Here is a 16,746-nt window from a genome sequence, read left to right on the forward strand (position 1 = left end):
TGCCATGTCGAAAAGAATAACACGATCCAGAAAGTTCTTTGTCAAGAAGTCCATGATGACATGTTCTTGCCTAGGCGCTTCTTACCAAAGTGATGTGATTGGATTGCGTTCCGGCAACGTCTGCTGATGCCAGTAAGGATAGGGTGCAGGCTGGCGGCTGGCTTCATCCAGTCGTGACCTCTGGTCTGCGCTCAGGCTCTGGTCGAGAGCGCAGAGTGAGGCCTCAAGCTGATCGATTTTGCGCGCGCCCAGCAGGATGGTCGAAACCGTGGGGCGGTCCTTAAGCCAGGCAAGGGCGATCTGGGGAAAGCTGAACCCTGTTTCTTCCTCGATACGTTCCATCTGGTCGGTCACGCGATACAGATAGGATTCATCAACAGGCGGCCCGCCTGCGGCGCCTCCCTGCGCGATGCGGCCCTCGCCACTCTGTGGCGCGTTGCGTCGCAGCTTTCCGGTCAAACGGCCCCAGCCTAAGGGGCTCCATGCCATCAACCCGAGCCCCTGATCCTGGGCCAGGGGCATCAACTCCCATTCGTAATCGCGGCCGATCAGGCAGTAATAGCCTTGATAGGCAATATAACGGGCATAATGTGCGCGCTCCGAGACGCTAAGCGCGCGCATCAGGTGCCATGCGGCGTAATTGGAGACGCCGATATAGCGTATCTTGCCTGCCCTTATGAGATCGTCCAGAGCGCGCAACGTCTCTTCAACCGGTGTTACCTGATCGGAAATATGCATGGTGTAGAGATCGATATGATCACGCTTGAGCCGTTTCAGGCTCGCTTCGCATGCTTCGATCAGGCGGAAACGCGACGCGCCAGACTGGTTTGGTCCACTGCCGAGCGGGCAGGAGGTTTTGGTTGAGACGATCACCGAATTGCTCCGACCACGCAGCGCTTCGCCAAGAATGGTTTCAGCGTCGCCATCGGAATAGTTATCGGCCGAATCAAAAAGATTGATGCCCCGATCGATACAGAAGGCAATGAGCCTGTCTGCATCGCTTTGACCGACATTTCCCCAGCTTTTGAAAAACCCGTCGGTACGGCCAAACGTGGCCGTACCGAAAGAAAACAGAGAGACGTCGAGCCCGGATTTTCCCAAGCTGCGATACTGCATCAGACGCCCCCGACGAGTTCTGTTTTTTCGTGCAGGCGTTGTTCATGGATGCGCTTCATGGCTTCGGCTGCCCGCATGATTTCGGTTTCGTCGATGTCGTTGACGAAATAGGCCGAGCCGATACCGCTCATGAGCGGCGCATTCTGCTTGCCGTCACGATGGATTGCTGAATCGGCGATCGCGTCGATCAACAGGGCAATGTTCTGGAAGCCATGATGGAAAACGGGCAGATCGAGGCGATAGGCAACCTGAAAGAGGCGCTCAAGCGCCCGGCGCGACAATGTACCGCGATGATAGGAGATGATGGCACTGAACAGGCAATCGAGTGCCACGGCCTCGCCATGAAGCAGTTCGGCAATATGGGTCATCTCGACCAGGGGGCTGAATGTATGGCCATAATCGACCACGCGCTCGAGATTGCCTTCCCAGAGATTGGGCTCGAGCTCTTCTGCCATCCCCGCGATCGAGCGGAAGATGATCTCGCCGATCGCCTCTTTCTCACGCTCGAATATATCGTCGGGGCTTTTGGCAAGGCTGAAGGAATAGGCCTCGATAAGATCGAAAAGCTTGGCATCCTTGATGACGGCAAGCTTGAATATTTCACCCGACCCATTGGCGACGTGGCGGCGTGGCAGGGTGCCCAGATAATCCATATTGACGAGTGTCAGGCTGGCCGGGTGAAACGTGCCGATGCGGTTGCGATAGCCCAGATGATTGGCTGCGGTCTTGGCTGCAACGCTTACATCGACCATCGAAAGCAATGTGGTCGGAACGCGTATATAGGGCACACCACGTCGATAGAGGCTGGCAGCGAAGCCGACGATATCGAGGGCGACACCGCCCCCTATAACGATGCTGGGCGCAGAGCGCCGTTTCACACCGCATTCGTTCATCGCTTTCACGACGTCGAGCACATTGGGGAGAGTGTTGTTCTCTTCGTCACCCGGAACGGAGCGAACGGTAAAGGTGACGCCCGCCGCAGTAAGCTGGTTGAGAAACTCATCCCGGTGCTGGGGAGGAAGCCCCTCATCGACGAAGATGAGTCTGTGTCCGCTGCTGTGATCTACGATCCTGGTAATTGTTTCGGCAGTCGTGCTGCAAAGAGCGATATCGTAGCTGACGATCTGCTTTGCACGTATGGATACATTCCGATTGGCCGTCATCATTCTGATCCTTTTAGGAAAAAATGATTTCAATGCTGTATCATTATTTGGAGAAACGTATTTTCTTGTTCTGTTTGGCTGCCGTCGCAGGTTGGGGCGACACAATGATATTGCGTCAATAGATCGGTAATTCCGACTCAATTTTGCGATTCGTCGTTATAATAACGTTAATGTTATCGTATTTGTTATGATGGCAGTTATTTTCATAACATGAACTGTTATTTATTATATATCAGTTTGCTGATAAATGGTTAATTTTAACAGGAATTATTGTCATGATATTTAAGGTATAATCGATTTATCTGCGTGGTTATGGTATATTCATCAAAGCATACCTCTAGTCAGACTCTTCATTTTTGCGATCGCCTGCTCTCGCAAAGACAGATATCGGTAAAACCCTTTTTTACTTCTCCTACGCAGCAGCGACGTCTTTTCTCGTCGTCGTGATCTTTGTCACGATTATCACTAAACATGGAGTTTCACTGAACTCCCCGTGATATCCAGGCTGAACCGCTTACGCATCTGCCACAAATGTCATACGCATTATGTGATTTATCACAAGGAGTGTGATCGTGGAGATGAACTTCTCAGCTGCCGATATTGATCTCGATTTCAGCCTCAAGGGCAAAATCGCGCTTGTTACGGGTGGGGCTTCCGGTATCGGTGCGGCAATCGCAAGCGCCTATGTGCGAAAAGGGGCCAAGGTTGCTGTCGTCGATGTCAATCAGGACAATGCCGCAGCGAAGGCTTCTGAACTGGGCGAGGCGGCAAAACCGTTTTCCTGTGACGTTTCCAATCCGGATTCAGTGCGCAGGATGGTGGCCGACGTGGTCGCGGCTTTCGGTGCGATCGATATTCTCGTCAATTGTGCCGGTGTCGTGTTTCTCGCGCCTGCTGAGACGCTGTCGCTCGACCATTGGGACAAGACGATCGCGATCAATCTCCGGGGCAGTTTTCTCGTCACGCAGATAGTGGGCCGTGTCATGATCGATGCAGGCAAGGGCGGGCGCATCATCAATCTCGCTTCCCAGGCAGGAACTGTCGCGATTGAGGAACATGTCGCATATTGCGCCTCGAAATTCGGCGTGATTGGCATGTCCAAGACGTTTGCTGCCGAATGGGGCAAGCACGGCATTACAGTCAACACCCTCTCGCCCACCATCGTGCTGACGGAACTGGGCAAAAAGGCCTGGGCCGGCGAGAAAGGTGAGGCGGCCATACGGCGTATCCCCGCAGGTCGTTTTGCCATACCGGAAGAGATTGCGGCTGCAGCCGTTTTCCTCGCCTCATCGGGTGCTGCGATGATCAATGGTGCCGATCTTCTGATCGACGGCGGTTATACGATCCTCTGAGGGCACGTCAGACCGAATGGCCGTATCCAGTCTCTCGGTCCGGTTGCTTTACAACGTGGAAAGAACGTGCGCGACTTCGGTAGACACTGAGCGTCTCAGCGCAACAAGGCTCACCCCACCCCTGGGGTGAACCCTGTTTGTCAAGATCAGCACAAAACTGCCGCTTTCCGGCGCAATCCAGAGCGATGGCCCTGTGAACCCCGTATGGCCGAATGAGCCTAGCGGGAAGCCTTCTCCGCGCAGGGAGGAATAATGGGTGTCGATATCCCAACCCAGCCCGCGCAGCTCACGCCTGTCTTTGGGTTGCTGCGGTGTCGTCATAAGCAGGACGCCCGCTCTCGAGAGCGGAAACGCGCTTTTCTGTCCTGACCGGCGCGCAATCAGGGCTGTGATATAGCGCACCAGATCGTCTTCACGAGAAAAAAGGCCGGCATGACCGGCAATTCCGCCCATACGTCTTGCTGTCGGGTCGTGCACGACCCCGCGCAGCATCGTTCCATCATCCTGATACTGCGTTGGTGCGATGATCTTTTGCTCGCTCGGTCGCGGCAGAAAGTCACTATGGTTCATGGAGAGGGGCGCAAAAATTCCCTGCCGGGCCTGTTGCTGGAGGCTGTTGCCTGAAACGATTTCGACAATCCTGCCAAGCACGATGAAATTGATGTCGCTATAGATGAATGTCGAACCCGGCCGGGCCATAAGGGGCGAGACGCAGGCAAGACGAAGCGCCTCACCACGACCCTGCCATGGCGTGGCGAGGGGGAGGTCTGGCGGCAGACCGGAATAATGGGTGAGCAGGAGACGAAGGCTGATATCGCTTTTGCCGTTCGTGGCGAAATCGGGAAGGAGCGCGCTGACCTTCGTGTCGAGGGAAAGCCTGCCCGCTTCTACCAGTTGCATGAGGCAGAGCGCCGTGACGAGAGGCTTCGTCAGCGATGCCATGTCGAAGACTGTGTCGAGCGTGAGCTTTTCCCTCTCTGGTACGAGGGCGCGGTGACCGATGATCGAACGGTGCACCACCGTATTGTGGTGCCCGATGACGAGAATGGCACCAGGCATTTTTCCGTCATGGACCGCCTGCGTCATGAGTCTGTCGACGGTGGAAAAGGGGGATGTCGCGCACCCGCCCAGAGTCAGGAAATTTGCACCAAGGCCCAACGTAAATTGCCGTCGCCTCATGGCTGGATCTCCTCTTGATTGCGGCGACTCTGATGCCCGCGCTGCAACCGACAGACAAACAATATCAGATCGATTTGCTCACAATATGAGTTCGAAACGACAGACGCTGATCTGTGGCCTCAAAACCACAACTTGCCATACTTTGTTAGAGAAGAGCCATGAAGTGAAAAAGAGACTTTTGAAAAAATCGTTTTTAAACAATGCATTGGGATGACTGTCATAATTCCGTCATATGGGAGTCATCAAAGCTTCGCAGGCAGTCGCGAGGCGCAGTCAGTAAGGGAGGCTCACACCAACCGCAGCATCGGAAGATGATACTGACATGACCTCATTCCCCCGTGCCTGTCGCTTGCTGCTGGCATCGGTCTCGCTGGCGTCGCTCGCCGTGGCGACCCCGGTGCGAGCCGCCAGCCTCGATCAGATGAGTCTGATGGAGAAGCAGATCAAGGCCATGCAGTCGCAGCTCGCTGACATGAAGCGCGAGCATCAGCGCGAGATGAAGCGTATTCATGACCAGCTGGCACAGCAGCGTCAGAATGAAGAAAATGATCCCTACGGTGCCCGCAACGGCTATCGCGGGGCACCGGCGCACGGGTCGGGCGCGGCCAGCCCCGGCGCTGGTTTTGCAACAGCTTCGGCACCGGGCCCGAACAGCAATGTGCTGCTCCCGCCCGTCAATGCAGCAACGCCTTATGGTCAGCTGACCGGCACACCGACCGGTCGCGTGACCGACCTTTACGGGCCGCTCCATCGTGGTCAGATCCAGATCGGTGGCGTGCGTATCACCCTGGGTGGTTATGTCGAAGCGGCCACGATGTTCAGGTCGCGTAACAACGTGTCTGACATTTCGTCGAATTTCGGCTCGATCCCGTTCGCGAACAGCCCGAACTACCATATCAACGAATTCCACGAGTCAGCCCGTCAAAGTCGTCTGGCGGCTTTGGTCGAAGGCGATATCACAAGAAATCTCCGCGCCCAGGCCTATATCGAGACCGATTTCCAGGGCTCGGGCTCGTCATCGAATTCCCGCCAGTCGAATTCCTATGTGCTTCGTGAACGCGTCTTCTACGGTCAGCTGATCGACGATGTCGACGAGTTGACCCTGCTTGGTGGTCAGAACTGGTCGCTGCTGACCATGTTCAACCATGGCATGCGCGCCCGTGACGAGCAGGTGCCGCTCTCGATCGATGCCCAGTACATTCCGGGCTTCAACTGGACCCGCAACACGCAGATCCGCCTGGTCAAGGGCTTCGATCATGGGCGCTACAATGTGGGTGTCTCTGTCGAAAATCCGCAGCAGGTCATCGCTGTCGGTTCGGGCGGTCAGTATCTGCCGACAGGGGCGACCTCGGGCACCTACCAGAACGCCGGCGTGAACGTGAACAACCCGTCGACGAACTACTCGACCGACGTTGCGCCGGATATCATCGGCAAGCTGGCAGCCGATCCGGGCTGGGGTCATTACGAGCTGACCGGGCTGCTGCGTTTTGCGCATAGCCGGGTCTCCTATACAGGCACGGGCCAGAGCAGCACCAAGCTTGCGGGCGGCGGTGGCGGCGGGCTTATCCTGCCGGTCGAAAAGTCGCACAAGATCTTCTTCCAGGCGTCGGGCCTCGTTGGTACGGGTATCGGTCGTTATGGCACGTCCAATATTCCTGACGTGACGATCGACCAGAAGGGCCAGGTCAAGCCCATGCCTGCGGCAAATGTGCTTGTCGGGCTTTATGGTAACGCCACCAAGGCACTGCAGCTCTATGCTTATGGCGGTATGGAAATGCTGCGCTCACGTTCCTATTTCAACGTGGGTGGCAAGCATTATGGTTATGGCAACCCGCTTTACAGCGTCGGCGGCTGCGATATCGAAGGGGCTTCTTCCAGCGCCTGCCAGACCAGTATCAACCGTGTTGTTCAGGGTACGGCCGGTTTCTGGTGGACTTATCTGCACGGCGATTACGGCACACTGCGTGTTGGCGCCCAGTATTCCTACACCTATGTCACCTCGTTCAGCGGGGTTGGCGGTACGCCGCATACCAACGACAACATGGTATTCCTCTCGCTGCGTTACCTGCCGTTCCAGTAAGCGTCGGGCTCACGCCAATAAAAAAGGGTCAGAGGCAAAAGCCTCTGGCCTTTTTTTTCACACCGAAGCGTGATTGCCTCAGAAATTCGCGTTTACGCGTCCGAAATAATAGCCCCCATTCATCGGCACCTGAGCCGAGGCGCTGTCATAGATCCCGACGCCGTAGCTTGCGAGATTGGCCGGAACCTTGCGCGGGCGGATATTGAAGATGTTGTTTGCCCCGACAGCGACATGCCAGTGCTCGCCGAACCGATAGCCGACTTCCAGATCGGTCAGCCAACGTGGTGTGTTCTTGAATTGCGCAAAGCACGTATTCGAACCACGCAGTGCCTTGCCGTTGAGCGGGCAGATCGCACTTGCAGGGGTCCAGTCCTGATAGGTCAGCATGCCCACGGTTTCGCCATAGCGGGTCTGCCGCAGGTTAACGTCCCAGTTGCCGATCGTATAATACGCATTGAGCACGATCTTGCTGCGTGGTGACTCACTGGTGAGATAGGAAATGGTCTGGGCGTTGAGCAGAGGATTGCCTGTTGCCGACAGACCGTTATGCGTCAGTCGGGTACGGTTGATGTTCAGCCCCATCGAAAGCAGCAGATTGCCGAAGCGATGCAGGCGCAGTCGGTAATCGGCCTTGATGTCGATGCCCTGGGTGCGCGTGCTGGCCCCGTTGGAGAAGTAATAGGCCGAAAACCCGGTGGGGTTGGTAAGCGTTGCGCCACCGGGAAGTGTATAGCCCATCTGCTCGATGGCAGTGATGGCCTGAGCGCCAACAACCGATCCACCCTGAACGATACGATCTCTCAGATTGATCTGATAGACATCGGCCTCGACATGAAAATTCGGCAACGGCTCAAGCACCACGCCGCCACTTGCGCTTGTTGACCGTTCAGGCTTCAGGGCGCTTGCACCGAGCGTTCTGGCGGCTTCCGAGGCCACGGGCAGCAGACCCGAGGCAGAGGTTGGGCCGACGCTGAGCGCGCTGTAATGCTGCTCGGCCAAGGTCGGTGCGCGGAAGCCGTTGCTGATGGTGGCGCGCACAGCGATGCGCTTGGTGAAGTCGTAACGTGCCGAGACCTTGCCGTTTTCAGTGTTGCCAGAGTCTGTGTAGTGTTCGAAGCGTCCGGCGAGATCGATATCGAGCTTGGGCAGCGGATGGAAATCGTCATCGATATAAGCCGCCCAGATATTACGGCTCCAGCTTCCGGCGTTCTGCGGGGCAGCGCCGGCATAGCCCTGAGTGCCACCGGCCTCGTAGGCAGGGGGCTCGCCCGCAATGATGTCGTACATTTCCAGTCTGTGCTGACCACCAAAGGCCAGGGTCATGGGTACGGCATCCGCAATCTTGAAGTTGCGCCTTATATCGAGATTATTGGTCCACATCGCGTTGCGATAGGTCTGCGCCCGTGCGCTGGTCGGCGAGTAGCCGCAGCCCTGCGACGAGAAATACGCCTTGCTTCGGTCGGTGGTCTGGCAGGCAGCACTCAGCATGCCGGTATTGGCTGTATTCTTGGTGATGATGTCTTCTTCGTCTGCACCATAAACTGTGCTCAGATCCCAGTCGAACCCGAAAAGAGGGCTGCCTTTGACGCCAAGATTGGCCTGATAGTCGTTTTCCTCGATTGTTTCGATAGGCGAAAAGCCCAGCGGATAAAGAGACGGCGCGATGCTGGGTACGCGATAGTTCTGGATTGCCTCTGCATGGCGGTGGCCATAGGTAATGAGGCCGTAGAAATCGATTGTCTCGGAGATCTTCTTGCCGAAATCGATACCAAGATTCTCACGTGTTTCTTCGGGCGTGCTGGTGATCTTGTTGGAGTTGTAGGGAACCTTGATGGCGCCCGGCAGGATACCGTAATAGCCGCTGAGATTGGCCCCTGCAGGAGCGTAGGGCAGCAACCTGTGATCAACCGTGTTCGTGAAGAAATGGTCCGTATGGTAGATCTGCCCGCTCAGATGCAGATAGCCGTCACGGCCCAGCTTCATGCCGCCATCGGCGTTGAGCTGATAATTCCAGCCGCTTCCGGCATAGGCATTTGCGCCCGTCTGGGCGCTCATGTTCAGCCCATGATCCTGCTTCTTGGTAATGACGTTCACGACGCCGGCGATCGCGTCAGAGCCATACATCGCGGCTGCGCCATCTTCGAGCACTTCGATATGGTCGATGGCATTGGCCGGAATCATGTTGAGATCGACCGGGGTCGAGCCAAATTGCGGACCCGGATTCTGCACGACGTTGCCGGTTACATGGCGTCTCTTGCCATCGACAAGCACCAGCACCTGGTTGGGGTTCAGGCCACGCATACGGATTGATGCCGTCAACGCCCCCGTATCACTGCCGCGTGTTTGGATATTGATGGCCGGATAGACGCGGGTGAGGGCATCGGTCAGGTTGAGCTGGCCCGATCGCGCCAGTTCGGCTGCTGAAATGACCGTAACGGGGCTCGTACTGTCGCGCGCCTTGCGATTGACCGCATGGGTGCCGGTCACGATGACGGATTCTTCGCCGGATATCGCCTTGGCACGATGCGAAGATTTTTTGGGTGCTTTCTGCACCGCTGGCGCGCGCGACTTGCTCACGCTGCCATGGGTACCCTTCGAGGGAAGGGTCTCGGCCCGTGCGTCGGGCATGCAGGCCATGGCGCTCAAAACACCAAGTGAGGCGGTAAGCAGGGAGGCACGTCGTCTCATCAAAAGCCCTTTTGGAATTATAATCGGAACAATACGATATCGAAACAATATACAGCCAGGCACGCCTTTGGAGTGGTAAGGATCCGTGGCAATGCAAGGCAGGGTTTCGAGGGTGAGCAGGGCTGCGGTATGGATGCACCCTGTGGGTCGTGCGGGGACCGTCCCTGTCATCTCCGCTTTCGACCGTTACATTGCGGAAACGATAAAATAAGATTTATACGATGAGAAGCACTGATTCGCTTTCGCAACATTCTGTCATACTCAGCGTCACTCCTCTGAGAGTGGCGCCTGTCGCCCCGTCAGAAACCGGAAGAAAGCGACACCACGCCGGCAAAGCCACCTCCGACGAAGTAAGTCGGCGCCCTCCCGGCGATGGTGGTGCCAAACACCCCTTGTGTCGCGTTACGATTGAGCGAGACGCCGCTGACACCCGACAGATAGCCCGAGCGCCCGAGATTGATCAGATTGAGCTGGATTTGTGGTGTCTTCAGCTTTGTCGTTTTCTGGAGGCGGTAGCCGAGAGAGAGATTGGCCGTTGCAAAGCCGGGGATACGCTCATCGTTCATGAATGTTGAATAGGTAGGGCCGACATAATGCCCGTCAAACAGGCCGAAAAACTGCCCGTCATCATAGGAAAGGCCGAGCGAGCCTGAGAGTGTCGGAGTACGAACGGGGCGCTTTCCCTTGGTCGGCAGATAATCGGCACCGGACTGGATGTTGTTGTCGATCGTGGCGTGGATATACTGCCCCGAAAGATAGGGGCTGAAGCCATGCCACGGGCGCAGGCCGAGTTCGAATTGCGCCCCTCGCGCCGTCTGTCCGCCACCATTGATCGATTCACTTGTCGTGACACCGTTCAGGACTGTTGTCGTGGCAACCTGCCGATTGGTGAAATTGTAGTTGAAGAGCGCCAGAGAAAGCGTCAGCATTCCCTTGTGCCTGAAGCCAAGCTCCTCACCGATCGAATATTCTGGTTTGATGTCTGAGGAGGCAACGCGCGATTGCCGACCTGTCGCGATGCTGAAACGGTCCTGATAGCTGGAAATGCCAGACGGCGCCCGAAAGCCTGTCGTGCCGTTGATATAGATCTGGTCATGAGGCGTCAGATTATAGGCGGCCGAAAACTGGGGCAGGGGTGATGCATAGCTGGCGCCGTTGCGAAAGCGCGCCCCGGGCAGTAGATTGGTTACCGAGCGCGAGACCAGCACCATACGTAGCCCCGCCGACAGGGTGAGTTTCCGGTCCAGAAGATGAAGCCTGTCAGTCAGAGAGATCGCATTGATCTGCTGAAGAAGCCGTGCGTCATAGGAGGAAAGCGGCGCTCCTGCCGCTGTGAGGATGGGAAAGGCGCCCCACTGGTTTGAAACGCCCCCCTGTGAGTCCGGCAGAACATAGCGTGAAAGACTGGAGAAATCATAATAGGAATACCAGTAGCCCAGAGACAGGCGGTTCGCCCCCGTCTCGTAATGGAGGGCGCTGTTCAGGCCGGGATGCGACTGGTGATAAACGTCGGTAGCAACCGAGGCGAAGCTATTGCCGAGGCTCGCCGGAACCTGCAGCGCGCCTGCCGCCATCGCGCCGTTATAGCTGTTGGTTCGGCTCAGTGTCGTTCCGTAGCTGTCATAGCCCCAGACATAAATGAAGTAGGGCGTCAGATCGAGGGTCAGATGTCGATCGAGATGGAGTGAGACCGGGGCCGACAGGAAGCTCTGCGCACGCGCATTTTCCTGATATTTATAGTAGCTGCTGTCGCCCGGCACATAATCGGCGGCATAATTGGCGTTTGTGCCAAGACGCTGCCACTGCGCGAGTGTGGGGGGGAGCAGATAATAGCCCCGGTCGCGATTGAACGAAAAGATCACTGAGGCCGAGCTTTTCTGACCCCATTCCTTCATCAGGCGCATATCAGTATGAAAGCGCCGGGACGTGCCTGCGCCGCGCCACTGGTCAGCACCGCGATAGGAGAAGGAGGCGAAGCCCTTCACACCCGTCTTGCCCAGAACGCCACTTTCAAGACGCAGAAACTCGCGATTGAGATTATACGAACCCCATGATCCGCCTATAAAACCGCCTCTCTCATCCGATGGTTTGCGCATTCTGACCGACAATTCACCTCCCACCGCATTATAAAGAGGCGAGGCTGTTTCTGCCGCGCCCTGCGCCAGGGTGATCGAAGCGATGTTCTCATTATCTGCGGTTGCCGAAGCATAGGGCACAAGGAAGAGCGGCGGTGCTGCTGGCACGTTTTCGAACAGATAGCCGATTTCGGTCTGGTCCAGGCCGCGTACTGAAAGCCCCTGTTGTTCGTCATTGGTACCGAGCGGATCATTGCCCGAATAGACCACGCCGGGCAGATCGGCGATCATCGCAACTGGCGAAACGGTTGGCGATTGTCTGGCAATGAAATCGCGATTTACCCCGCTTTGAGACCGCGGCGCCGACTGGTTGGGCATGAGCCCGCCCCCTATGGAGCGGCCTGTTGTCCCGTCTGCATTGGTGCGATGGCGGCGCACCGTCACGATTTCGCGCTTTGCGGGTGGGGTCCGGGCAGTGACCGGGGCTTTTTCCTGACGCTCGTCATGGGCGGTTTTGTCGCGGCTCTCGGCAAATGCGCAGTCGGGCGCGACGCTCAGGGCGCAGAGAAGCGGAGAAGCAAGGAAAAAAGCGTATTTCGACACGTCAGACAGTCCGTTGCAGCAGGGCAGACCGGGCAGGGATACGGAGTCTGTCTTTCTGTGTAAATTGATACATTATAACAAATTTGGTCTGGGGCTGAACGGGAGCCTCACTCGATAGAGATTGGGAAAGTGTAATCTGCTCTGGTATATTTTTCCTTGATTTTAGGTATTCGATCTTATCTAGAGGTATTTTTAGAAAGAATAGTCCCATAAAGTGGGATTTCCAAGTCAAGGAACACGTTTTCGTTTGTTAATGGCTATTAATCTTCCATGTCAAAATTTTGCTGGTATGACTGAGAACGATTATCAATATCAGCAAGTCCAGAGCGATAAATGTGTGATTTCCGACCACGGCGACGCCCGAAGGCTCAGGCCCGAAGAACGAGAATATTAGTGACCTGCCTGGGTCTGACCGGGCTGTCGTTACCGCTCTCGGCACGCGCTGTTCCTCCGCCTGTCAATCTCGGCAATGCCGCAGGGGCGAGTGATGACGACTCTTCGGGTGTTTTCGGCTTTCTTTCCAACTGGCGCCGATCATCGAATCTTCTCGGTAATATGTGGGGATTACGCCCGGAACTCGGGAAATACGGCGCGGTTCTCGCCATTCAGGAAACCTCCGAAGTCTTTGGTAATCCGACAGGAGGTAGTCATCGCGGCGCAGGATATAATGGTCTGACCGTCGCCGTGCTTCAGGTCGATACACAACGTGCTGTCGGTTTGTATGGCGGAACCTTCAACGTCAGCATGGAGCAGATTCACGGGCGTAATTTCAGCGCCGATAATCTGATGGCCCTGCAGACAGTGAGCGGTATCGAGGCCGATCGTTCCACACGCTTGTGGGAGTTTTGGTACGACCAGAAATTCCTCGATCAGCAGAAACTCGACATCAAGATTGGCCAGCAGAGCCTCGATCAGGAATACATGGTCAGTAGCAATGCTCTGGTATTTGCCAATACGATGTTCGGCTGGCCGATGGTGCCTTCTGCCGACATGCCCGGAGGCGGGCCGGCTTATCCGCTCTCTGCCCTCGGTGTGCGTGGCAAATACTGGCTCGCGACGCCTCTCTATCTGCTTGGCGGTGTCTATAGCGGCAGCCCGACGAGAGATCGCGACGGTGACCCGCAAATAACCAACCCGTCCGGCACAAGCTTTCCGCTCAATCGGGGCGTGCTGGCTATTGCCGAGTTGCAATATGTCTACCCCGCACTGGGGGCGATGGTTTCACCCGATGAGGTTCAGCCGCTCTCCCATGTCTACCGCGTGGGCGGCTGGTACGATTCAGAGCCTTTTGCCGACCAGTTCTGGGATAATACAGGTGTATCCCTTGCGTCGCCTGACAGCAACGGGACGGCTCGCACGCATCGTGGTGCGTTCAGTTTCTACGCTGTTATGGATCAGATGATCTGGCGCAGCCATACCGATGCCAACCGGACCATCAGTATTTTCGGCCGTGCAATGGGAACACCGCAATCCGATCGCGTGCCCATCGATTTCAGTCTCAATTTCGGTCTCACCTTCAATGATCCGTTGCCATATCGCACTGACGACGTGTTCGGCATTGGTATGGGCTACACCCATGTCAGTGGTGCGCTGGCCAATTATGATCGAGCCGTCAGGCGCTATTCGGGCGCCTATTCCCCGGCACAGGGCGGCGAGACCTATGTCGAGTTGACCTATCAGTATCAGTTTACCGGCTGGATGCAGTGGCAACCCGATTTCCAGTACATTTTCAACCCCGGTGGCGGCATCCCCAATCCGTCCCATCCTGACCGACGCCTGCGCGATGAGCTCGTCTTCGGGTTCAGAACCAATATCGCGCTGTGAGAGGTTCCATGTTTTCTCGTTTTTCGATTGCTGCCTGCACCGCCCTCACTCTTGTGGCTGCCGCTTCTCCTGCGAAGGCGGATCCGAAGGGGTTTCTCGAGACGCTGCATCGCCATACGACGCTGGCATCGACCAGCCCCGGCAATGGCGATCTGAACCCCTACGCCGTTGTTGTCGTGCCGCATGATATGGGCGTGCTGAAAAAGGACGAAGTTCTGGTTACGAACTTCAACAATATCAGCAATTTGCAGGGCACCGGCACGACGATCGTTGCCTATTCGCCCGTGTCAGGCAATGCGCGGCTCTTCGCCAATCTGCCCAGCAACCTTGCGGCCTGCCCGGGTGGGGTGGGGCTTACAACCGCGCTGACCATCCTGAAAAAAGGCTGGGTCATCGTTGGTAGCGCCCCCAGCAAGGATGGCACCACCACGACCAAGGGCGATGGATGTCTGATCCTGCTCGATGCCAATGGTAAATATATTACCACCTGGAAGGGGCCGCTCATCAACGCGCCCTGGGGCGATATTGCGAGTGTCGATCAGGGCGACAAGGCCACGCTTTTCGTCTCCATGACAGGTTTCGATCTGCCAGGGCCGAATGTGGTCGACCCGCAGACACATTATCCGCCGATCCTGCAGAAAGCGACGGTTCTCCGCCTCGAACTCAGCATCCCCGATAACAGCCCGCCAGTTCTTGAAAAGCAGACCGTTGTCGCTAGCGGGTTTTCGGCGCGTGCGGACCGCGACAACTTTCTGTTCGGGCCGACGGGACTGGCGCTTGATGACGATGGCACGCTCTATGTGACCGATGGTTACGACAACGAAGTGACGGCCATTGACAATGCGCTGACACGTACCGAGCCGGTCACACGGCAGAACGACGCAGTTGGCAGGGTCATCACCAAGGGTGGCCTGCTGAACTGGCCGCTCGCCATGATCTGGGTGCCGGGCCACCATCTGCTCGTCGCAAATGGCCGAAACGGTCAGGTCGTGGAAATTGACCCGGCGGCCAAGAAGCAGATCTACGCGCAATGGGTCGACGCCGATCAGGCGCAGCAGCCGCCGGGAAATGGCGATCTGTTCGGTCTAGCCATGACCCCCGATGGCAAGAGCTTTTATTATGTCGAAGACGACATGAACACATTGAATGTGAGTCAGCCATGACAGATACGGAAAAAGGTTTTCGCCTTGGCAGGCGCGGTTTCATCGCGAGTTCCGTAGCCCTTGGCAGCGTCGCACCTCTCGCTGAGCAGGCTTTCGGCGCTCAAACGCCGGTCATTCACCAGCCGGGTATCCTGACCCCTCAGCAGCCCTTTGCCTATTTCATCACCTTCGACGTTGCGACGACGAAGCGCGAAGAACTGGTCTCGCTGCTCAAAAAATGGACCGAGGCGGCAGACGCCCTGATGGCTGGAAAATCCGTCGAGGGTCTGGTCGATTCAGGCGAGATTGCCGGGCTGAAGGATCGCGATCTCACCATCACGATCGGCTTTGGTCCGACCCTATTCGTGAAAGACGGGAAGGACCGTTTCGGGCTGCAGGCCCATCGGACCCCAGCCATGGCCGATCTGCCGCGCTTTACCGGCGATCAGCTGGTCGATGCACGTTCAGGGGGCGATCTGTGTGTGCAATGCTGTGCCAACGACCCTCAGACCACGCTGCATGCGTCGCGCGCGCTGACGCGGCTTGCCTATAGTATCGCCAATCCGCGCTGGGCGCAGGCCGGGTTCCTGCCGAGTTTCGGCAAGGGCAAGACACCGCGCAATCTCATGGGGTTCAAGGACGGCACGATCAACCCCGACACGAAAAACCCGGCTTCGGCTGATCGCTATATCTGGGCGGCGCAATCCGACATGCCGTGGATGCAGGGCGGCAGCTATCTCGTATCGCGCATCATCCGTATCGCCCTTGAGCACTGGGATCGCACACCGGTCAGCTTCCAGGAAGAGACGATGGGGCGTGAAAAGCTGAGTGGTGCTCCAATAGGAGGCCATGAAGAATTCGAGCCCCTTACCCTCACGCAGAAGGTCCGTGACGGCAATCTGGTAACGGTGCAGAACTCCCATGCGCGCCTCGCAGCCCCTGAGGAAAACGGAGGCGCGCAGATCCTGCGGCGGGCCTACTCCTATGATAACGGTCTGAGCTTCACGGCCGAGCGCTGGCCGCCGTGGCGCCAGGGGATGGAAATGGATGCCGGGTTGTTGTTTATGAGCTGGCAGCAGGACCCTCGAAACGCGTTTGTGAAGATTTTCGAGAAGATGTCGAAATTCGACATGATGAACCAGTATACGACCCATATCGGAGGCGGACTTTTTGCCTGTCCCGGACGCAAAGAGGGCGGATATATCGGTCAGGCCCTCATGGAAGCCTGAGGTTCGGCTTCGTCATCCAGCGGCTGACAGGCGCTTTGCTCCGAAAGGGGGGCTGTTCCATGAAGGCAGTAGAAATACAAACCAAGACCTTCGTGTAATATGTTTCTATTCAACAACGAATCGGCATACATCCAGAAGATTTCGGTTTTGTCATCGGAATGAAGCGGGAGTATTCGGGTCCTGTTTTATCTCTCTGGACGCCGCCTGTTTCAGGTTGTAACTCTCTGCCCACTAGACCGGACACGTGAAGGGACGGGGCGATTAACGCGGCGACGCCAAACCGACAGAGCAGACG

General features: G+C 56.7%; 10 protein-coding genes. 5 read left to right on the forward strand and 5 right to left on the reverse strand.

The genetic code is table 11. The annotated features are described in order from the left end of the window. Positions 1-81: 81 nt before the first annotated feature. Together AAID99_RS03785 and AAID99_RS03790 are read right to left on the reverse strand one after the other, a co-directional pair. Entirely contained in the window at positions 82-1,116 is a 1,035-nt protein-coding gene (locus AAID99_RS03785) for an aldo/keto reductase (RefSeq protein WP_188427317.1), read from the reverse strand. Continuing rightward, on the reverse strand, positions 1,116-2,282 hold the full coding sequence (locus tag AAID99_RS03790; protein ID WP_498493184.1) for a sedoheptulose 7-phosphate cyclase: 1,167 nt from the start codon (positions 2,280-2,282) through the stop codon (positions 1,116-1,118). The genes AAID99_RS03785 and AAID99_RS03790 overlap by 1 nt, the downstream gene beginning before the upstream one ends. A gap of 575 nt (positions 2,283-2,857) precedes the next feature. Between AAID99_RS03790 and AAID99_RS03795 the strand changes: the two genes are divergently transcribed. Then, a complete protein-coding gene (locus AAID99_RS03795) occupies positions 2,858-3,631 on the forward strand; it encodes an SDR family oxidoreductase (protein ID WP_188427319.1) in 774 nt (257 codons plus the stop codon). 48 nt (positions 3,632-3,679) lie between these two features. Here the strand turns inward: AAID99_RS03795 and AAID99_RS03800 are convergent, their stop codons facing one another. Beyond that, positions 3,680-4,810 carry a serine hydrolase domain-containing protein gene (locus tag AAID99_RS03800; protein WP_498493185.1) on the reverse strand — a complete coding sequence of 377 codons (1,131 nt, stop codon included), beginning with the start codon at positions 4,808-4,810 and terminating at the stop codon, positions 3,680-3,682. 322 nt (positions 4,811-5,132) lie between these two features. Between AAID99_RS03800 and AAID99_RS03805 the strand changes: the two genes are divergently transcribed. Further along, positions 5,133-6,890, forward strand: a complete 1,758-nt coding sequence (locus AAID99_RS03805; protein WP_229719895.1) for a hypothetical protein — start codon at positions 5,133-5,135, stop codon at positions 6,888-6,890. Between the two features lie 78 nt (positions 6,891-6,968). Here the strand turns inward: AAID99_RS03805 and AAID99_RS03810 are convergent, their stop codons facing one another. Continuing rightward, positions 6,969-9,578 carry a TonB-dependent receptor plug domain-containing protein gene (locus AAID99_RS03810; RefSeq protein ID WP_498493186.1) on the reverse strand — a complete coding sequence of 870 codons (2,610 nt, stop codon included), beginning with the start codon at positions 9,576-9,578 and terminating at the stop codon, positions 6,969-6,971. Between the two features lie 299 nt (positions 9,579-9,877). Continuing rightward, positions 9,878-12,256: a TonB-dependent receptor gene (locus AAID99_RS03815; protein WP_498493187.1), complete on the reverse strand. Its 2,379-nt coding sequence runs from the start codon at positions 12,254-12,256 to the stop codon at positions 9,878-9,880. A gap of 393 nt (positions 12,257-12,649) precedes the next feature. Between AAID99_RS03815 and AAID99_RS03820 the strand changes: the two genes are divergently transcribed. Genes AAID99_RS03820 through AAID99_RS03830 form a run of 3 tightly spaced genes read left to right on the forward strand, consistent with a single transcriptional unit; the run spans position 12,650 to position 16,451 of the window. Beyond that, positions 12,650-14,080 (forward strand): carbohydrate porin, encoded by a 1,431-nt coding sequence (locus AAID99_RS03820; RefSeq protein WP_229719897.1) that lies wholly within the window; start codon positions 12,650-12,652, stop codon positions 14,078-14,080. An 8-nt stretch (positions 14,081-14,088) separates the two neighbouring features. Continuing rightward, on the forward strand, positions 14,089-15,243 hold the full coding sequence (locus AAID99_RS03825) for a hypothetical protein (protein ID WP_498493188.1): 1,155 nt from the start codon (positions 14,089-14,091) through the stop codon (positions 15,241-15,243). Further along, entirely contained in the window at positions 15,240-16,451 is a 1,212-nt protein-coding gene (locus AAID99_RS03830) for a Dyp-type peroxidase (protein ID WP_498493189.1), read from the forward strand. The genes AAID99_RS03825 and AAID99_RS03830 overlap by 4 nt, the downstream gene beginning before the upstream one ends. Positions 16,452-16,746: the final 295 nt, after the last annotated feature.

The sequence above is a fragment of the Asaia sp. Ae19-3 genome, from assembly GCF_059801175.1.